Below are 18,718 nucleotides of genomic sequence, written 5' to 3'. Positions count from 1 at the left end.
TCATCGCGGCTGGCTTGCCGACCAGGTCGCGCAGCGGTCCTTGCCAGCGCGCTTGGCTTCGTACAACGCCTGGTCGGCCCGCACCAGCGCCACGCTCAGGGTATCGCCACGGTCGACCCGGGCCAGGCCGATGCTGATCGTCACCGGGTGCGCGCTGTCGTCCTCGCGCACGCGCTGGCACAACGCCGCGGCCTGCTGCTGGGCCGCAGGCTCATCCAGCCCCTGGAAGAACACCGCGAACTCCTCGCCGCCCAAGCGGGCGAACTCATGCCCGCTTGCTGCCCCCTTGATATGCCCCGCCACGCGCTTGAGCACTTCATCGCCGACGTCATGCCCGAAGCGGTCGTTGACCTGCTTGAAATTGTCGATGTCGATCATCGCCAGGTATTGCCTGGGCCCGCCCAGTTGCAGTTGGTGCTCGGCCTTGGCCATGAACGAGCGGCGGTTGGGGATCTCGGTGAGGGTATCGATATAGGCTTGTTCCAGCAGCACCTTGGTCAGGTAGAAGTTGTGCAGCTTGGCCTGGCGGATGCGCAGGTAGCTGTAGCTGACCAGGCCGCTCAGGCATAGCGCGTAGCTGAGCAGCATGGCGCCTTCGAGCTCCAGCACTTGCAGGCCGGTATGGTAGAACGGCGTGAGCAGTGCCCAGGTAATGGCCATGGTGCAGAAGAACGACCAGCGCCGTACTGGCAGCACCGACACCGTGTACAGCACGGTGGAGACACCGAGCATCAGCCACAGCGGCCGCAGGGTGATCGGCACGCCCTCGATCACCAGGCGCATGGCCAGGGTGATGACGGTCACGAACAATAGGTTGAGCACGTCGAAGTGATGGCTCTTGCGGGTGAACCCCAAGACCACGGTGAGACAGCAGAGCAGGGCGATGAACAGGCCCGAACGCCAGGTGAAGTCCTGCCTGCCCAGGTAGCTGACAATCAGGTCGAAGACCAGCCAGATGGCGATACCGATACAGAAGATCAGCAGGCAGAAGCGGCGCATGGCCTCGAATTCGTGCTGGCGAAACTCGGCGCGCAGGGCGGCGGGGGCGACCTGCTTGCGGATATGGGCTTCGAGGGTCTTGTACATGGAGGTTGTTGTCTGCGTGTCTTCAGGGCTGTCAGGCCTCTGTAGGAGCGGCCTTGTGTCGCGATAGGGCCGCAGGGCGGCCCCGGCGATCTTGCATGAATGGTGAAATTCTGGGGCCGCTGCGCGACCCAATCGCGACACAAGGCCGCTCCTACAGCGCGTCCAGTTTTAGCACATTCTTGGCCCAGGGCCGATAGCGCAGGGCGAACACGGCTTCGGCATGGCAACCTCTGCTCAGCGCCGGTTGCGCAGGTTCCGCGCGGAACGACTGGCCAGGCTTGCTGACCTGGCGAAACGCCTCGCGCACGATGCCCACCCGGCAGGGCAGGGCCTGTTCGTAGCCTTGGCGTACCAGCGGCGCCAGGCGGCCTGTGCCGGCGCCGTCCTGCCACCAGACGTTCAGGCCAAGGCTGGCCAACTGCTCCAGCCACGCGCCAGTGACCCGCGGCGACAGCTGGCCGGCGCTGAACGCGCTGATATGCAGGGGCTTGTCCAGCTGCCGGTTGAAAGCCTGCAACTGCGTGTGCAGCGCATCGCGCCTGGCCGGGTCGCGAAAGTGCAAGTCGTCCAGTTCCATGGGCAGGTACCAGCCCGAGACCGACAGCGCCCAGCTGGCCTTGAGCTGTTGGTATTGGCTCAGGGAGCGGCCCAGTTGCGCCTTGAAGTAGCTGTTCAGACCTTCGCCATCGAGTTGTTCCAGGCGCTGGTAGTAGGCCGGGTCCATGTACAGGCCCAGCACCAGATCCAGGCCCTGGGCCTGGGCTTCGCGCAGGCTGTTGGCGAGCCAGCCCTGGGCACCGCCGAAATCGCTGTCGCCGTAGGCGCTCCATTGCACGATCAGGGTCTTGCCGCCTTGGGCCACGGTTGCGCGCCACAGCTGCTGCCATTGGGTGGAAGTCACGTCAGCATCGCGGTTGAGCGGCTGGTAGAACAGGCGCTGGTCAGCCTGGACAGGCAGGCACAGGGCCAACAGGCAGATAGCCAGTAAGGTGCGCATCAGAAGTTCATCTCCACACCCACCAGCACGCCATTGGCGCGCACGTAGAGGTTGCCGCCCAGTGCCTGCTGGTACTCGGCGCGTACTTTCAGCGATCCGCGATAGGCGTTGTAGCGGTCGTCGTCGAACCACCATTGCCAGCGCACCCCCACCCCGGCGCGGGCATCCTGGCGCCAGTCGTTGCTCGGGTCCTGGCTGGCGAATTCGATGAAACCGTAGGGCATGATGCTTTGCGGCGAGTTACCGGGCAGCTTCCAGGCATGGCCCTGCTGGAAACGCGACAGCCAGGCATGGTCGCCGGCGCGGGTCCACCAGGCGGCGTCGAGGTAGAGGAAACGCTCGTCCCAGTCATCCTCGTCGACACGCCAGTCGTTGCGGTACTTGCCCTGGTCGAGGAACGAGGCGGTGGCACGCAGCAGCAGGTCATTGCTCGACTCGGCGTGGTGGCGCAGGTCACCCCAGTTGCCGCCGACCTTGGCCGGGCTGAGCAGCTCGCCCAGGCTCAGGCCGTTGTAGTGCTCGCTGTCGATCTGGCGCTGGTGGTACAGCTCGGCGTACAGGTTGAGGTTGGCCTGGCCCAGCGGCTTGTAGCGCAGGCCCACGCCGGTGCCCATGCTCTGGGCGTAGTCGGTGCGGCTCTGGCCGCCGAACAACACCCGGCCGTAGACCGACAGGGTACTGCCGTTGCGGCTGGGTTCCTCGCCCAGGGCATGGTCCCACATGGCCAGCTGGACATTCTGCGAGCGCGCCTTGCGCGAGGTGCCGCTGCGCTCACCGGTGTCGAGGAACTTGTCGTTGGTCGAGGTGCCGGCCGGCGACCAGGTGCTGGCCAGGGTGATGGTATCGCGCCGCGACAGGGTTTCATGGGCGCGGCGCTGGCGGTACTTGCGGGCCTCCAGGCTGCCGTACTCGTCGTCGCCGTCGACCAGGTTGTGCTCGACGTCCAGCACCCGGCGCAGTTCTGCGCGAGCGGCGGCGCTGTCCTCGGCTTCGTCGTAGCGCAGGGCCAGGGTTTCGCCGAGGCGGTAGTCCTCGGGGAAGTCGCGGGTAGCGCGTTGCAGATAGGGAATCGACTGGCGGCGCAGGGCCTTGTCCTCGGCGCCGGCCAGGCGCATGCCATAGTCGGCGCGATAGCGTGGCTGCTCCGGCGCCAGGCGCACGGCTTCGGCCAGCCAGGCGGTGCTCTGGGCCGTGTCGCCAGCCTGTTGGGCGGTGCCGGCGGCGGCATAGTAGTGATCGGCGCGTGGGCCGTGGCGCAGCGCTTCACGTTGGAAGGCCAGGGCTTGCTGAGCGTCGCCCTGGCGCTGGGCGATGGCGGCGCCCAGTGCCCAGTCATCGGCACTGCGGTGCGCCGCCGCGTCCCAGTGCCGGCGGGCGGTGCTGGCGTCACCGGCATTCAGCGCGCCACGGGCGGCGGTCAGCCGGGCGTTGTCGTTCCAGGCGCTGGCCGGCAGGCTGTTCCAGATCGGCAGGGCCGCGACAGGATCACCCGAGGCCTCCAGGGCATAGGCCAGGGGCAGGCGGCTGGCAGGGTCGCCCAGGCGCTCGGCGGCCTGGTAGTAGACTACTGCCTCGCCGGGCTGGGCGGGCATGGCGCAACGGCCAAGCGCGCGGTACTGGCCGGGCTCGGTGGGCGTGGCCGGTACCGCCTGGCGCACAGCGTCGCACTGTCCGGCCTCGGCCAGGCGGCCGAGCAACTGGGCACGGGTGGCGGCATCGACCCGTGGGATCAGGAGCAGCATGCGCTGGCGGTTCAGCGGGTCATCGTTGTGCGCATAGAGGTTGCCCAGGCGCTGCAATAACGAGGGCGTCAGGCGCCCCTGGCGCTGGTCGTAGGCGCGTTCGAGCAACTGCCGGGCACGGTCGGCCTGGCCTTGCTCGAGCAGCATGAAGGTGGCTTGCTCCAACGCTGCGAGGTCGCCGCCCTGGCGGTAGCGCTGCTCCCATTGCGCCACGGTACGTGGCTGTGGGGGCTGGGGCGGATCACCGTAGAGGCGCTGCTTGAGGACCGCGTAGCTCCGTTGGTTGTCGCCGGCCTGGCATTGGCCCAGTTGCTCGCGGGCCAGGGCCAGGTCCTTGTGCGACAGCCAGTCGACGGTCTCCAGGCACGGGCGCTGCAATTCATTGCTCAGGCGCCGCACCAGCGGCGCGTCGTCGCCTTCGCGTGCCAGTTCCCACAGTTGCTGGCGCTGTTCGGGGTGTTGCAACTGTTCCTCAGGCAGGCTTTGCAACCAGCGCTCGGCCTGCTGGTTGTGGCCCATGGCAATGGCGCGGTTGGCCATGGCCAGGCGTGTTCGGGTTGCCGCCTCCTGGGACGGTGCGCTGGCCAGCAGCTTGTTCAGGCCTTTTTCGTCGACCTGCTGCACATAGGCATTGGCCAAGCGTTGCCAGTCTTCGGCAGGTAGCTCGCCCTTGTCGGCCAGCGGTTGCAACTGGTCGATGGTCTCGCCCCAGTTGCGCAACTGCTCGGCGAAGTTGGCCCGGGTGCTGCGCAGCACCAGGCCGTCGTCGCGCACCGGCAGGTGGTTGAGCCATTCCAGTGCCTTGGCCGCGCCACCGAACTTGGCCAGGCTGACACTATAGGCTTGCCACAGGCGCACGCGCTGCTGGCCCTGGCTGTTGGCGAGCCAGGCCTCCACCTGGCCGGCGGGCGGTGGGTCCTGTTCGATCCAGGTCAGGCGCAGTTCCAGCAGGGCGTCGGCGTGCTCGGGGTTGTCGTCGAGGTCCTCGGCGATGGCCTCGGCCTCCTGATAACGCCGCTGGTGCGCCAGGGATGCTGCCAGCAGGGCACGGGCCTCGTTGTTATTCGGCACGCGTTTGAGCAGGTGGCGGGTCAGGCGCTCGACCTCCGCCCAGTTGTCCTTCTGCGCTTCACGGTAGCCGCGCTCCATGAACGGATAGCTGGTGAAACGCTGGAAGTCGGTCATCGGCGCGGTTGGCGCGGCCAGGGTCGAAGAACACAGCAACAGGCTGGCGAGCGCCAGGGAAATACCGGGCTTCATGCCACCTCCCGGGTCAGTTCATAGGCCGCCTGTTGTTCGCTGGCCTGTTCGGCAAGGGCCTGTTGCAGCACGGCTTCGGTAATGATGCCGCGGGCGATCAGGTGCTCGCCCAGGCTCTGCTGCTCGGGGTTGAAGTCGATCAGCGCCTGGTTGAACAGGGTGACCGGCACCATGCCGCGCACTTGCAGCAGGGCACCGAGCATCACCTGGTGGCTGCTGACCTTTTCCAGCAGCTCGGCGTCGTCCTGGTGACGCTCCAGCACCGCGAGCATCTCGCGGGTTTCCGGTTTCTGCCAGGGGCTGGGGTAGTGATGGCGCAGGCCCAGGGTCACCCGGCCCTGGGGGGCCAGGCGGGCGCGCACCGGGCGCTTGAGCTGGCGGCTGATGACGCCCAGGGACACCTGGCTGACCGGGCTTTCGCTGGCCAGCACCAAGGTTTCGCCATCTTCTTCCACCGGCAGCACGCCGTAGTGGGTGGCCAGCTTGCGCGGCAGCTTGGCGATCAGCGCTGGGGCAATCTTGAACGGGTTGAGCGGCGCCCAGGGCAGGTCCAGCTGTTCGGCCAGGGCCTCGACCAACTGCTCGCTGCTGATCCAGCCGCGCAGCAGCAGTTCGCGGCCCAGGCGCCGGCGTACCGGGCTGGTGATCGCCTGCTGCAGCTGTTCTTCGTTGATCAGGCCTTTATCTACCAGGCGATGGCCCAGCGGCGTGCGCGCCGGCGAGGCGAGGGCGGGGAACTCGTGGGTGGTCTTGTCCCAGGCCACGCGCCGCGAATCGCCCATCTCCATCACCTGGCGCAGGGCGCGCAGGTTGGCGAAAAAGTTGACGAAGTTGCTCCACATCATCCGCGGTGCCGACAGCAGGCCCTCGAAGATGCCGTAGTAGCGAGTGACGAACCAGAAGCGCTGGAACAGGCGGTTGAACAGCAGCAGGCCGTTGAGCCACAGCAGCGTGGTGAGCAGGTGGCTGTCGCTGAGGATCGACATGAAGCGCCACGACTCAGGGGCAATGACGGTGACCAGCCACATGGCCAGCAGCACCAGCAACAACAGGTTGACCAGGAAGCTCAGCAGGTAGGCGAACAACCCGCGACGGTCGCGCCAGAGGAAATAGTTGAGCGCGCCCTTGCGACTCCAGCCCAGGTTGCTGGTGCCTTGGAATACGATGCCGACGATCCACCGTGATTTTTGCCGGATGGCGTGTTGCCAGTCCCGCGGGAAGTGCTCGCGCACGCAGATCACCTGGGCGAACTCACGGCTCATGCCCAAGCGCCATTCCTGCTTCAGGGCCAGGCTGGGGTCGGTGATCGAGTAGCGGGCGAAGATGCACTTCATGCCCTTTTGCTTGAGACGAAAGCCGATGTCGTAGTCCTCGGTCAGCGACTGCACATCGAAGGCGATGCCGTCGCCGTCCTCGAGCAGGGCACTGATCGCCCGGCGGCTGAAGCAGGTGCCGACGCCGGCGCTGGGCACCTGGCCGGTGAGGGCCTCGCGCACGATCACGTCCTTGCCGTGGTTCTCGGCGAACTCGTCGACGTAGTGGCCAGCAGTGAAGCCTTTCCATTCTGGGGCATAGGGGTACACCGGGATCTGGATCATGTCCTTGTTCGGCAGCAGGTAGTTGTACAGCCGCAGTTCCATGGGCGAGATCACGTCCTCGGCGTCATGCAGGATGAAACCGGCGAACTCGATGCGCGCGTCCTGCTGGAAGCGCAGGATGGCGTCGATGATGTTGTTCAGGCAGTCGGCCTTGCTAGTAGGGCCCGGGCGGGCGCAGACCACCTTGTGCACGTTGGGGTAGTGCAGGCACACGGCATCGACGTCGGCCTGGGTCTGTGGGTCGTTGGGGTAGGTGCCGACGAATATCTGGTAGTTCTCGTAGTCGAGGGTCGAGGCCGCCAGGCGCGCCATTTCGCCGACCACGCCGACTTCGTTCCAGGCTGGCACCATGATCGCCAAGGGCTTCTCCGCTACCTCGAACAGACGCTTCTCGTCGGCTTTCTCGTACTTGTCGTAGATGCGAAAGCGGCGGATCAGCTTGCGGCCCCAGTAGCACAGGTCGATGAACAGATCGTCCAGGCCGAGCACGAACATCAAGGCGGCCAGGACGATGGCCAGGATCTTCAGGCCAAACAGCACATAGGTGAGGAAATCGATGAAGGCCAGGCTCATGCGTCGTCCCGTGCGGCAGATTGCTCGGCGAACCACTGGCTCAGGCGCTCGGCGATGCGTTCGCTGGCGTGGCCGTCGCCGAAGGGCGTGTAGACCTGAGCCATGCGCTCGTAGGCTTGTGGGTCGTCAAGCAACTGGCTGGTCTCGTGGACGATGCGTTCGGTGAGCGTGCCAACCAGCTTGACCGTGCCACCCTTGAGCACTGCGGGGCGTTCGGTGACCTTGCGTAGCACCAGCACCGGCTTGCCCAGCGCCGGGGCCTCTTCCTGCACGCCGCCAGAGTCGGTGAGGATGATATGGGCACGGTTCATCAGCCAGACGAAGTGCGGGTAGTCCTGGGGCGCGACCAGGTGGATGTTGTCACGGCCGGACAGCACGCTGTACACCGCGTGCTGTACCTGCGGGTTGAGATGCACGGGATAGACGAACTGCACATCCGGGTAGCGCAAGGCGAGTTCGGCCAGGGCCAGGCAGATGCGTTCGAAGCCGCTGCCGAAGTTCTCGCGGCGGTGGCCGGTGATCAGCACCATGCGCTGGTCGTCGCGCAGCACGTTGAGCGGAGATTCGGGCGCGGGGCGCCAGTTGTCCTGCTGAAGTTTGTCGCGCATCCACAGCAGGGCGTCGATGACCGTATTGCCGGTGACCTCGATGTGCTCGGGTGATACCCCCTCGCGGATCAGGTTGGCGTCCGAGTCGCGGGTGGGGGTGAAGTGCAGGTCGGCGAGCACCCCGGTCAGGCGCCGGTTGGCCTCCTCGGGCCACGGCTGCTGCAGGTTGCCGGTGCGTAGCCCGGCTTCCACATGGCCGATGGGAATATGCCGATGGAATGCCGCCAACGAGGCGATGAAGCTGGTGGTGGTGTCGCCGTGGACCAGGACGATGTCCGGCTTGGCCTGTTCGTAGGTCTGGTCGAGCTTGTCCAGCAGGTCGCGGGACAGGCCGTTGAGGGTCTGGTTCTGGGTCATCACCTGGAGGTCCTGGTCGACCGCCAGGCCGAAGGCGGTGAGCACCTGTTCGAGCATTTCGCGGTGCTGGCCGGTGGAGCAGATGCGCAGGTCGACCCCGGGCCAGTTGCGCAGCACCCGGGCCAGTGGGGCCATCTTGATCGCTTCTGGGCGGGTACCGAATACCATCATCACGGTGTAGGCCATCGTGGAGTTCCTCGTTCGATTCCCTGGACGAAGTTGTACGACGTGTCGCCGCTTGCACGTGATAGATACAAGCAGCCGAATGCGGGGTTGTCCAATGCGCCCGATGACCCTCAAAGCAGCAGGGCAAACCCTGGCGAGGCGTCATGCAAGCGGGGTCGTGTCGGCGCGGGAAGGGGGCCGGACACCAGGGAGATACAGCTTGCGGAAACGTTTATGCTAGTTTTTCTTGATTGAACGGTCAGTCAATAAAGTATTTCTGACTTTTACTTGTAGGACAGTTTTAGTAACGTGATGGGTCTTTTCTGAGGGGGCTGCACATGCAAGGCAAGGCGCGCAAGGTCGTTCAGGCCATCCTCTACGAGGCCATTGCCGTGGCTTGCGTGGCGCCGGCGCTGGAACTGGCGTTCAGCGCGGGCATGGCGCAATCGACGGTGCTGTCGATCCTGATGTCGGGCATCGCCATGAGTTGGAACATGGCCTACAACTGGGCGTTCGAGCGCTGGGAGGCGCGCCAGCAAAAGCGCAGTCGCACCTTCATGCGCCGCTTGCTGCATGCGTTGGGCTTCGAGGGTGGGCTGGTGCTGCTCCTGCTGCCGCTGGTGGCGTACTGGTTGGACATCAGCCTGTGGGCGGCATTGGTGACCAACCTGGCGTTGTTCGTGTTCTTCTTCGCCTATGCCTTTGTCTTCCAGTGGGGCTTCGACAAGGTCTTCGACGTGCCGGTGTCGGCGCAGGAGGCCGCCGAGGGCTGCTGAGGACTGGTTGGCGGCGGGCTGGGTGACACTGTTGCCGGCGAACACTGCCAAGCACCGCGTCGCCTGGTTCGCCAGCAAGCTGGCTCCTACGGGCCAGGCAGGTCGCAATCAGTGTAGGAGCCGGCTTGCCGGCGAACACCGGCACGGCCGGTGCCAGCCAGCGCGTCGCCTGGTTCGCCAGCAAGCTGGCTCCTACGGGCCAGGCAGGTCGCAATCAGTGTAGGAGCCGGCTTGCCGGCGAACACCGGCACGGCCGGTGCCAGCCAGCGCGTCGCCTGGTTCGCCAGCAAGCTGGCTCCTACGGGCCAGGCAGGTCGCAATCAGTGTAGGAGCCGGCTTGCCGGCGAACACCGGCACGGCCGGTGCCAGCCAGCGCGTCGCCTGGTTCGCCAGCAAGCTGGCTCCTGCGGGCCAGGCAGATCGCAGTCAGTGTAGGAGCCGGCTTGCCGGCGAACACCGGCGTCGCCGGTGCCAGCCCGTGGATAACGGCCACTCAGCTCGAATGGGCGATAGGGGTGTCGAGCAGTTCCTCGGGTAGTTCCTCTTCACCTGGCACGGCGGTGATCACGCTGAAATCACTCACCTCGACCTCACCGCCGCCGTAACCCAGCAAGTGGAAGGAAAACGCCTTGCGCACGGTCGGGTTGTCGAAGTCGAACTCCATTTCCAACGGCTGGTCGGCGCTAACCCGCATCTCCTCGGGCAGGCCCAGCTGGACATCCTGCTCCAGCTCCTTGGCCTTTAGCTGAATGTAGGCGTCATGCCGGGGGTCAAGGGCGCGGACTTTCAAGCGCACCTTGGTGCGGGTGCCCTGCGGCATTTCCAGATACTGCGCGCCGATCAGGTTGTCGGCCCAGTCGTCGCGGATGCGGGCCTGCAGGGCAATGGGCGACGGGCCGCCGAACTGGTAACGCAGGTTGAGCGGCGTTTGCAGCAAGGACTGGTCCAGGGTCGCCGCTAGCAGGTTCATCTGCGGACCCAAGCTGTCGGCGCCGCGCCCCAGGTACTTGGCCTGCGCGGCAATGAAGCCCTCGCTGGCGTAGCGTCGGCAGCGTTGCTGGAAGTCGCACTCGCTGAACGTGCCCTGGCCATCGTGGTAGCGCAGCACACCGTTGGTGTAGGAAATCATCTCGCGACCGGTCTCGTAGTCGCGGTACAACGAGCGACCACTCAGCGCCGCCGGGATCGGCAGGGCGAAGTAGTCCAGCAGCGAGGTGCTCAGGTCGACATGGCCATAGGTGCCGCGCTTGAGGTGCGGCAACTGTGCCTGTTCAGGAGCCAGGGTCAGGTTGAAGCCCCAGGCCGAGGCCAGGCGCACGCCATCGATACCGTGGGATTCATCCGAAGTGACCACCACCAGGGTGTCCTTGAGCACACCCTGGTGTTCGAGGCTGTCGAGGAAGTCGCCCAGGGCGTCGTCCAGATAGGCCACGGCGGCCTGCTTGGCGGTGGCATGGCGTTGCAGGTACGCCTCCGGCGCTGAGTAGGGCTGATGGGTACCGACCGTGAGCAGGGTCAACATCCAGGGTTGCGGTTGCTTGCGCAGCTCGCCGACATAATCCAGCGCGCCTTCGAAGAAGGCCCGGTCGTCCTTGCCCCAGGGGAACTCCAGGTAGTTGTCGTTGGTGAACCATTCCAGGCCGTGCACCGCATCGAAGCCGATGTGCGGCATGATCCGGTCCTTGGCCATGAAGCGCAGGCCGGCGCCTTGCAGGTAGTGGGTGGTGAACCCGGCCTGGCGCAGTTGCGCTGGCAGGCAGGACTGGTTGCGCAGGTCCTGGGTCAGCAGCTCGACGCCCTTGGGCGTGCCGTTGGCCAGCTTGTCGTAGTCACCGCAGAGCATCGCGTACAGGCCGCGGATGGTCTGGTGGGTATGCAGCACGTAGTCGGGGGTGTTCATGCCGCGCTCGGCCCAGCGGCTGAGGTTGGGCATCAGCTCGTCGTCGAAGCGGCTGCCGATGGCCTGGCGGTTGCTGCGGATATAGGCGCCGGGGATGCCCTCGACGGTGATCACCAGCAGGTTGCGCGCCGCGCCGGGGCCGTCGAGCAGGCGGCGGCCATCGAGGTCGGCCTGGGTCAGGCCGTTGATTGGCAGCGGCGTCACCGGCGTTTCGCCGGCCACCAGCACCTGGGCGCGGTGTTGCAGCGCGCCGGTGGCGGCGGCCAGCAGTTGGTGAGGCAGGTTGTACTGGCGCCACTGGTCGGCGTCCGATGGCGCGAGTTGCTGGCTGCCCCAGTGGGCGGCCAGCAACACCGCTGGCACGGCCCAGGCCTTGCGCGGCAAGGTGGCGGGGCGTTGCTGGCGCGCGAACCAGGCGCTGGCCAGCCAGGCCAGCAGCGCGCCACCCAGCAACCACGGCAGCCAGGGCTGCGCCAGGCCGCCACCGGTGGAGTTTTCCATGAACTGCGGGTCGAACAGGTAGCCGAGGTCGGTCTGGTTGGGCAGACGACCCACGGCGCTGACCAGTTCGGCCGAAGCGATCATCAGCCCGCCCCAGGCCAGCAGCAGCGGCAGCGCCAGCCACAGCGGGCAGCGCTGCAACAGGAGCAGCAGCAGGGCGCCGATGGCCAGGTCAGAAAGGTAACCGAGCGGGTCCGACCAGCCCAGCAGCGCACGTGCGCACAGGGGGAAGACCAGCACCAGGCTGGCCAGGGCGATCAGCCGGGCCCGAGGGTGGTCAAGCAAATTTCTCACTGCAGCATTCCTTCTTGCCATCAAACCGTCACACAAATCTGCTGGATGATATCAGGCTGGGCATACGAAGGTGCTGTAGGACAAGGCTGGTTACGAAACGCCGGCCCGGTAAAGCGGGGCCGGCATGGGCAGGCTCAGAAGTAGTAGGGGAATTTCAGGCTGAACGAGAAGTCGGGGGCATCCTCGGTCAGGCCAATGGACAGGTTGGGCACGATGGTCAGGTTGTCGGTGGCGGCGAAGGTCAGGCCGACGTTGAAGTTCGCGGCGTTGTAGTCGCTGTTGGTGATCGACTGCCAGTCCTGGCCGTCGGGTCTGATCTTGCTCTTGCTGGCGAACTGGTCGGTGACGGAGAACGACATGCTCATCCGTTCGTTCAAGGCGAAGGCGATACCGCCGCCGATTTGCCAGGAGTCCCCCAGCTTGACATCGCCCTTCACCTTGCTGTTCACCTGAGGACTGACATCGCTGAACGAGTCCTGCACGTTGTAGGTATAGGACAGGCTGGCGAATAGCACGGCGGGGTCGAAGGTCTTGACCAGCGAGATCCCCGGTGTGATCGCCCAGACACCGTTGCCGGTTGGCAGGCTTTCTGGAACCGCGAGGTTGTCGTTGGTTGGGTCCTGGATCAGCTTGATGCCATAAGGATCCTTGCCCGTGGGGGCCTTGACCCGTAGCGTGACCACCGCGTCCGGCCAGTTCTCCGACTCATCGAGAAACTTGTAGGCGACCCCCACGTTGACATCGCCGATGGCGGGATCGCGGGTGACCGAGGCATCCGAGGCGTTGGTGCCGGAACCACTGACGCCACCTGAGGAATAGGTTGTTTCGCGATAGACAATCGGTACGTTTATGTCGAACTGCCAGCGTTGGTCCATGTTGTAACGAGCGGTCAGGTCCAGTGTCCAGTTATCGGCCTTGATGCGGTCGATGTTGATGTTGCCGAGGAAAATCGAATCCAGCGCCAGGAAGCCATTGAGGGTCAGCGCCCGGGTGTCGTAGTGGGTGTAGGTCAGGCCGGTCTCGACGCTGAACTTGCCGCCACCGAAGAATCCACTGGCCTCGTCGTACAGGTTGGAAACGCTTTGCGCGGGTTCCGAGTCTTCCTTGAGCGACTGGCCGTAGGAGCTGCCGCCATTGGCCGTGGCCACGGTTTCGGCGCCCTTGGCCGGCGTCGAGGGGGAGCGCACCAGGCGCTTGGGCGGGGCCAGCGCGGGGGCCTCCTCGACCTGGCGAACGCGTTGCTCGAGCACCATCAGGGCATTTTGCTGGGCTTCGTAGCGCTGTTTCAGCTCGCGAAGCTCCTGCTTGAGCGCCTCGACCGTAGGGTCCGCGGCTGCATACAGCGCGGTGGCGGGGGCCAGCGTACTCAAACAGACTACAGCTCTGAACGTCAACGATCGGTGCATGGGTTAGCCGTCCCTTCAGACAACATACGATGAACGTCAGCGTAGATCAGTATCCGAAGCCGCGAAGCCCTTTGAGCTGGTCAAGATTGCCGTTCAGCGAAGTGGCGGCCATATTGTCGCGCAGCACCACGTTGAGCGAGGTGAGGTTGCTGACCCGGTTGCCATCGCCAAGCAGCGTCGCGTTCTGCAGCAACCCGCCCTGGGCGATGCGTTGCAGGCTGCTGCCCTGGTTGTTGTTGGCCACCACATTGAGCTGCACGCCGCCGCCGCTGGCGGAGACGCTCAGCGAGCCGGCGCCATTGGCACCCACCAGCGTGGTGCCGGCGGCCAGCACCTGGCCTTGCTGCGGCGTGTCCGGCGCCTGGCTGGCCTTGCTCACGTTGATATCGACGTTGTTGTAGGCGGTGTTGTTGTCGCCGGCCGCCCTGACCACCTGGGTGACGCCTTCGCTGGTGTTCAGGCCGCTGCCACCGGTGACGCTGCCGCGGCCTTCGGCGTTGCCCAGGCCGGAGCCCTTCTTGTCGATCATCGACACGTAGAACTGCGGCTTGATGGTGGTCTGCTGGACCTGCATGGAGGACGTCGCGCCGATGACATCGCCATTGGCGTTCTGCCAGGTGGTGGACATGACGATGCCGAAGCTGACGATGCGCCCGGGCATCACATAGCGCCCGCGCAGGTTCGCCAGCTCCTGGTCTTTGAGCTCAATGGGCTTGAACGTCTCTGCCTGGGCCGGCAGGGCGGCGGCCAGGCAGATCAGGGTGAGCCAGGCTGGGGTCTTCATCGGATGCTCCCGGAGCGTCGTGCTCGATTGTCATTAGAAGAAATCGCTGCGGATGAAGCCGAAGTCCAGAAGTTCGGCATCTTTGACCGGGGTGAAACGGTTGATCCGATCCCTGGCGCTCAAGGGCAACGGCGGGTCGAGCAAGGCGTTGGCCTTGTCGTAGCCCTGGCCGATCACGGCAAAGATGATGCCGTTCCAGCCCTTGAGGAAGTCCTCGACCTTGTAGCGCTTGTGGCCGAGCACCGGGTCGCCGATGTATACCCAGCCTTTGTCGACGCGCTGCAGGACCACGAAATGCTTGTAGCCGCGGATATCCATCAGCACCACCACCGGGATGCGCACGCTGGTCAGGGTGTCGGCGGCCACTCGGTAGCCGCGGGCGCGCATGCCCAGGCTTTCGACGTAGCGCTTCATGTCGAGCATGGAGAAACCCTGGACGCGGACCAGGTCCTGGTCGGCGTGGGCCAGCATGCCTTCGATCACCTGCTCCTCGTTCACATCCAGCCAGTAGGCCTGGCGCAGGATGGTTGCCAGCGACGCGGCGCCGCAACTGAAGTCGGTTTTCTGTTGCACCAGGTCGGCGAACTTGCGCTCGCGGATGCTCTGGATGGGCTTGTAGATCACCGCGCCCCCCGGCAACACCGAAAGCGGCATTTGCGCCGCCTCGCTGTAACTGGCCATGCACAGCACAAACGCCAGGGCGATCATACGCATGGTCGGTGCCTCCTGGTCCTGTTCGAAGAAAGGCCCCCCGAAGGGGGCCTCATGGGCATTGCACTCAGAACGAAGTGTTGGAGATGGCCAGCGAGTTGCTTTGCTGGTTGCCCACACCGGCAGCCACGTTGACACCGAGGTTGCCGCTGCCACCGTTGACCGAGCCGCTCAGGGTGGCGGTGTTGGTCACAGGGTTGGCCCAGCCGGTCGGGGTCAGGACCTGGAACGACACAGTGTTGCTCAGATCATACGAGCTGGATTCGCTGAAGCTCTTCGAACCCGACTTGGACGACTCGTTGGCCGCGCTGCCCGACTTCTCGTACGAGGAGTCGTAGGCTTTCTCGAACGAAGAGTCGTAGGCCTTCTCGAACGAGGAGCTGGAGGACTTCTCGTGCGACTTCTCGTACGAGGCGTCGATCGAGGCGTTGAGCGAGGCATCGAACGAGTCGGTGCGGCTGCGCTCGTGGCGGCCGAAGTCCTGGGTGCGGGTCACGCTGCCGTCTGCCGAAGCTTCCAGCGAGGCGTTGAACGAACCACTGGCCGACGAGCTCGAGTCACGGCTATGCGAGCCGCTGGCGTTGGAGCTGTTGGAGCCATTGGCGCTCCAGCTGTTGGCACCGGCCGCTTCCCAGCTCGACGAGGCGCTGCTGTCCTTGCTGTAGTTCGAGTCCTTGTTGTACGAGGCGCTGCCGGACTTGGTGGTGGTGAACGACAGGGTGTCGACCCGGTAGGTGCGGTCGGCGTTGTTGTTCACGGTCAGGCCTGGGCCGTTCTGGTCGGCGGAGGCGGTAGCGGTGGCGTTGCCCAGTGGCGCATTGGAGTTGGCAATGGCCATGGTGTTTTTCTGTTGGTTCAGATCGCCACCGGCCACGTTGATGCCCATGTTGCCGCTGCCGTTGTTGCCCGAGCCGCTCATGATGCCGGAGTTGGTGGTGCCGTAGTTGTCGACGCGGTTGTTGTTGCTGTATTGGCGCACATCGGCCGTGGCCGAGGCGGAGCCGAACACGAAGCTGTTGTCCAGGCTGGAGTCGGCGCCGGCGTTGGCGATGGCGGCGGCGTTATCCTGCTGGTTGCCAGCACCGGCCGCCACGTTGACACCCACGTTGCCGCTGGTGCCGGAGGCCGAGTTGCTCATTTCAGCTTCGTTGACAGTCCCTTCGTTGCGGATGCGGTTGCCAGTGCTGCTTTGCTTGTCCCAGGCATTGGCGGTGGCATACACAGGGATCTTGGTCGGAGGAGGGGTGTGGTGACCGTTGTTATGGTGGCCATTATGGTGGTCATTGCCACGCCGGTCGTTCTGCCCAGCTTGTACAGCTACAGCCATGATCGCAGCAATTGCGAAAACCAGAGGCTTGAGTGCCATCGAGGGTTTCATGGTGATTCTCCGTACTTTTCTTAGGTTAAGTGTTGTCTTGCAGGTTTTGGGTCAGTCAGCGACCCGGATGCTCAGGGTGTTGGCCGTTCGGTTGCCCACCCCGGCACTCTGATTCAACTGCACCACGCCACGGCTACCGGTGAATGCCTGGTCGCTGGTGCTGACCTGGCGATGGCCGGGTGTTGCTGCGGTTGAATCCGAGCTGTTGAGCAGCGCCACGTTCTGTTGCAGAAGGACGCTGTCGTCGATGCTTTGTGGCTGGGCACTGACGCTGATGCGCAGTGCGTTGGCTTGCTGGTTGCTGGCGCCGGCGCTCTGGTTGACCCCGAGGATGCCGCTGCCCTGGCTGAAGGCGTTGCCCTGGATGCTCGCCTGGGCGTCGAGCGCCGGGTCGACCAGGCTGCGCGAGCGCTGGCGGATCTGGGTGCTGGCGTTGGCGTCATGGCCGATGGCGATGGCCCGCGCGTTGACCTGCTGCTGTTGGTCGCCGGCCGCCTGGTTGACCCCCAGGTTGCCCTGGTAGCGGGCGCCGGAGCTGTCGATGGTGGCGTTGTTGACCACCGGCGGTTGGGCGAGGACCGAAGCACTGCACAGGGTGACGAGCATCAGCAGCGAGCGCCTCATGTCACTGGCCTCCGTTGAGGATCTTCAGCGCGCCCAGGCCTTGCTGGACGTTGGAATTGACCATGTTGGCGATGCCGTTGCCGCCGGAACCCGAGCCACGGCCACCGGCGATGTTCGGCAGTTGTGTCTGGGTGTTGATGCTGGTGCCGAGGGTGCTGGTCTGCTGGGTGATCAGCGAATTGATGCCCGCGCCGCTGCTGATGCCGGCGAAGTCGCCGTCGCTCAGCTCGTTGGTCTGGCGCAGGATTTGCGCCGAGGGATTGGTGTTGACGGTGACCGGGTTGGGGTCGGGGATCACTGGCGGGCGGATGGCATTGCGTACCTGGACTTCACGGGTGATGACGACGATACCGTTGTCGGCCTGCACTGGCAGGCTGAAGCTCGACCCCAGTGCGCAGCCGAGCAGCAGGAGGCGATACATGCCTTTGTCTGGTTTCCCCACGATGGCAATTCCTTCTTTGGCGTGTCGGCCTGGCGCCGCGCGTTGCCAAGGGCAGAGCAGAAGGTGTGCCGCTTTTTGTTAGTGCTGTTGAATCAAAGGGTTGCGCGGTGTGATGGGCCGCGCCGGCTTTTTGTTGTATCAGTGTTGAGACAAACTCACGGGCAAACCGTCGGCAAACCCGGCAGTGGCGGGGAATCCACGAGGTTTTCACAAAACTGTTGCACGCCTGAGACACTCCCCCCAGATTTTGCGCTGGGCTCGCAAACACGGGGGGTGGGGCGCGGTGGCGTGTAACGGCAGGCTAACACTCGGCGGGGCAGCATGGCAGTTTGCCGTCTAGTAGCCGTTGCACCGCCTGCAGCACCACGGCGCTGCGCCGCGCCCAGTCGCCGTCGATGATCTGGACGGTCTGTCGATGGCGTTGCAACCAGGCCAGGCTGTCTTCGAAGAACGCCTGGCGTTCCTCCAGCTGCGGCTGGCAGCGTAGCCCGTCGCCGATCCACTCGACGCCCTCGGGGCGCAGCAGCAAGTGCAGGTCGTAATGCCGGGCGGCGAGGGCTTGCTCAAGCCAGGCGGGGCAGTCATGGAACAGCGCGCGGCTCCAGAGGATATTGCTCAGCAGGTGCGTGTCGAGGATCAGCAGGCCCGGCGCCTGGGCGCGGCCCAGGTCTTCCCAGGCGAGCTGGCCACGGGCGATGGTGGGGATGTCGGCGTAGCAGGTGTCGCGCTGCTCGCGTTCCATGAAGTGGCGCACGTACTCGCCCACCAGCACGCCACCGAAGTGGGCCTGGATTTCGCCGGCCAACCAGCTCTTGCCGCTGGATTCCGGGCCACACAGCACCAGGACCTTCATGCCGCGACCAGCGCCGGGTCGCGGCGCCACTCCAGCCAGCCGCGCACCGCGATCAGGGTGAACAAGGCATACAGGGCGGCGGTCAGGTACAGCCCCTTGTACAGGAACAGGCCGACGAATGTCACGTCCAGCACTACCCACAGGGCCCAGCATTGCAGGCGTTTCTGCGCCATCCACAGCTGCGCCACCAGGCTGAAGCCGGTGAGGGCGGCATCCAGCCAGGGCTGCGCGGCATCGGTCCAGTGGGCCATGCCGGCGCCCAGCAGCAGGCTGGCCAGCAGGCCCGCCGCCAGGCCCTTGAGCAGCGGCGCGACGGCCAGGCGGCTGACCTGGCGGGCGTCCTCGACCCGCTCCGGGCGGGTCCATTGCCACCAGCCGTACAGCTGCAGCACGGCGTAGACCAGTTGCAGGAGCATGTCCGAGTACAGCTTCACTTCGTAGAAGATCCAGCTATACAGCACCACCATCACCAGGCCGATGGGCCAGCACCAGGGGTTCTGCTTGACGGTGAGCCAGACGGCGATGACGCCGAGCGCGGCGGCGAAGAGTTCGAGGCCGGACATCGGCGATCCTTGGGCTGGTTTAGTGAAGGGAGGGGATTGTACCCGTTGGCACGTGGTGTGCCACCCACCTTGTGCCGACCCTGCACCTGGCAGTTTTGTC

At 65.2% G+C, this 18,718-nt stretch carries 15 protein-coding genes; 1 reads left to right on the top strand and 14 read right to left on the bottom strand.

All coding sequences use genetic code 11. The features are described 5' to 3' along the window. The 5 genes from ACODS5_RS05155 to wecB form a co-directional block, all read right to left on the bottom strand. Positions 1-1,086, bottom strand: a complete 1,086-nt coding sequence (locus ACODS5_RS05155; RefSeq protein WP_489108124.1) for a GGDEF domain-containing protein — start codon at positions 1,084-1,086, stop codon at positions 1-3. 151 nt (positions 1,087-1,237) lie between these two features. After that, positions 1,238-2,083, bottom strand: a complete 846-nt coding sequence (locus ACODS5_RS05150; protein ID WP_134689718.1) for a DUF4434 family protein — start codon at positions 2,081-2,083, stop codon at positions 1,238-1,240. After that, positions 2,083-5,085, bottom strand: coding sequence for a phage receptor (locus tag ACODS5_RS05145; protein WP_489108123.1), 3,003 nt, complete (start codon positions 5,083-5,085; stop codon positions 2,083-2,085). The genes ACODS5_RS05150 and ACODS5_RS05145 overlap by 1 nt, the downstream gene beginning before the upstream one ends. Next, positions 5,082-7,256 (bottom strand): cyclic di-3',5'-guanylate-activated glycosyltransferase NfrB, encoded by a 2,175-nt coding sequence (gene nfrB, locus ACODS5_RS05140; protein ID WP_489108122.1) that lies wholly within the window; start codon positions 7,254-7,256, stop codon positions 5,082-5,084. The genes ACODS5_RS05145 and nfrB overlap by 4 nt, the downstream gene beginning before the upstream one ends. Further along, complete coding sequence (gene wecB, locus ACODS5_RS05135) at positions 7,253-8,407, bottom strand: non-hydrolyzing UDP-N-acetylglucosamine 2-epimerase (RefSeq protein ID WP_489108121.1); 1,155 nt, start codon at positions 8,405-8,407, stop codon at positions 7,253-7,255. Before wecB ends, nfrB begins: the two co-directional genes overlap by 4 nt. Positions 8,408-8,724: 317 nt before the next feature. Here wecB and ACODS5_RS05130 point away from each other — a divergent pair, with 317 nt between their 5' ends. After that, positions 8,725-9,162 (top strand): PACE efflux transporter, encoded by a 438-nt coding sequence (locus tag ACODS5_RS05130; protein ID WP_489108120.1) that lies wholly within the window; start codon positions 8,725-8,727, stop codon positions 9,160-9,162. Between the two features lie 493 nt (positions 9,163-9,655). Here the strand turns inward: ACODS5_RS05130 and ACODS5_RS05125 are convergent, their stop codons facing one another. The 9 genes from ACODS5_RS05125 to pnuC form a co-directional block, all read right to left on the bottom strand. Then, positions 9,656-11,857, bottom strand: a complete 2,202-nt coding sequence (locus ACODS5_RS05125; RefSeq protein ID WP_489108119.1) for an LTA synthase family protein — start codon at positions 11,855-11,857, stop codon at positions 9,656-9,658. Between the two features lie 134 nt (positions 11,858-11,991). Continuing rightward, positions 11,992-13,263, bottom strand: coding sequence for a fibril amyloid transporter FapF (gene fapF / locus ACODS5_RS05120; protein ID WP_134689712.1), 1,272 nt, complete (start codon positions 13,261-13,263; stop codon positions 11,992-11,994). 46 nt (positions 13,264-13,309) lie between these two features. Continuing rightward, complete coding sequence (gene fapE, locus ACODS5_RS05115; protein WP_134689711.1) at positions 13,310-14,047, bottom strand: fibril amyloid subunit FapE; 738 nt, start codon at positions 14,045-14,047, stop codon at positions 13,310-13,312. A 33-nt stretch (positions 14,048-14,080) separates the two neighbouring features. Further along, a complete protein-coding gene (locus ACODS5_RS05110; protein WP_134689710.1) occupies positions 14,081-14,761 on the bottom strand; it encodes a C39 family peptidase in 681 nt (226 codons plus the stop codon). 64 nt (positions 14,762-14,825) lie between these two features. Further along, complete coding sequence (locus ACODS5_RS05105) at positions 14,826-16,136, bottom strand: heme utilization protein (protein ID WP_134689709.1); 1,311 nt, start codon at positions 16,134-16,136, stop codon at positions 14,826-14,828. Between the two features lie 51 nt (positions 16,137-16,187). Beyond that, positions 16,188-16,760: a fibril amyloid subunit FapB gene (gene fapB, locus ACODS5_RS05100; RefSeq protein WP_489108118.1), complete on the bottom strand. Its 573-nt coding sequence runs from the start codon at positions 16,758-16,760 to the stop codon at positions 16,188-16,190. A 1-nt stretch (position 16,761) separates the two neighbouring features. Beyond that, positions 16,762-17,202, bottom strand: a complete 441-nt coding sequence (gene fapA / locus ACODS5_RS05095) for a fibril amyloid chaperone protein FapA (RefSeq protein ID WP_489108117.1) — start codon at positions 17,200-17,202, stop codon at positions 16,762-16,764. 301 nt (positions 17,203-17,503) lie between these two features. After that, positions 17,504-18,055: an AAA family ATPase gene (locus ACODS5_RS05090; protein ID WP_489108116.1), complete on the bottom strand. Its 552-nt coding sequence runs from the start codon at positions 18,053-18,055 to the stop codon at positions 17,504-17,506. Further along, positions 18,052-18,618, bottom strand: coding sequence for a nicotinamide riboside transporter PnuC (gene pnuC / locus ACODS5_RS05085; RefSeq protein ID WP_134689705.1), 567 nt, complete (start codon positions 18,616-18,618; stop codon positions 18,052-18,054). The genes ACODS5_RS05090 and pnuC overlap by 4 nt, the downstream gene beginning before the upstream one ends. Between the last annotated feature and the right edge of the window lie 100 nt (positions 18,619-18,718).

The sequence above is a fragment of the Pseudomonas sp. FG47 genome (genome assembly GCF_057809115.1).
The sequence above is the reverse complement of the archived record's forward strand: the minus strand, read 5'-3'. Positions and strand labels throughout refer to the sequence as shown.

Bases quoted from the DNA above. Each gene is read 5' to 3' on its own strand.
- fapB (WP_489108118.1), bottom strand. From the start codon at position 16,760: ATGAGGCGCTCGCTGCTGATGCTCGTCACCCTGTGCAGTGCTTCGGTC.
- wecB (WP_489108121.1), bottom strand. From the start codon at position 8,407: ATGGCCTACACCGTGATGATGGTATTCGGTACCCGCCCAGAAGCGATC.
- ACODS5_RS05130 (WP_489108120.1), top strand. From the start codon at position 8,725: ATGCAAGGCAAGGCGCGCAAGGTCGTTCAGGCCATCCTCTACGAGGCC.
- pnuC (WP_134689705.1), bottom strand. From the start codon at position 18,618: ATGTCCGGCCTCGAACTCTTCGCCGCCGCGCTCGGCGTCATCGCCGTC.
- fapE (WP_134689711.1), bottom strand. From the start codon at position 14,047: ATGAAGACCCCAGCCTGGCTCACCCTGATCTGCCTGGCCGCCGCCCTG.
- ACODS5_RS05150 (WP_134689718.1), bottom strand. From the start codon at position 2,083: ATGCGCACCTTACTGGCTATCTGCCTGTTGGCCCTGTGCCTGCCTGTC.
- ACODS5_RS05090 (WP_489108116.1), bottom strand. From the start codon at position 18,055: ATGAAGGTCCTGGTGCTGTGTGGCCCGGAATCCAGCGGCAAGAGCTGG.
- nfrB (WP_489108122.1), bottom strand. From the start codon at position 7,256: ATGAGCCTGGCCTTCATCGATTTCCTCACCTATGTGCTGTTTGGCCTG.
- ACODS5_RS05145 (WP_489108123.1), bottom strand. From the start codon at position 5,085: ATGAAGCCCGGTATTTCCCTGGCGCTCGCCAGCCTGTTGCTGTGTTCT.
- ACODS5_RS05155 (WP_489108124.1), bottom strand. From the start codon at position 1,086: ATGTACAAGACCCTCGAAGCCCATATCCGCAAGCAGGTCGCCCCCGCC.
- ACODS5_RS05110 (WP_134689710.1), bottom strand. From the start codon at position 14,761: ATGCGTATGATCGCCCTGGCGTTTGTGCTGTGCATGGCCAGTTACAGC.
- fapF (WP_134689712.1), bottom strand. From the start codon at position 13,263: ATGCACCGATCGTTGACGTTCAGAGCTGTAGTCTGTTTGAGTACGCTG.
- ACODS5_RS05105 (WP_134689709.1), bottom strand. From the start codon at position 16,136: ATGAAACCCTCGATGGCACTCAAGCCTCTGGTTTTCGCAATTGCTGCG.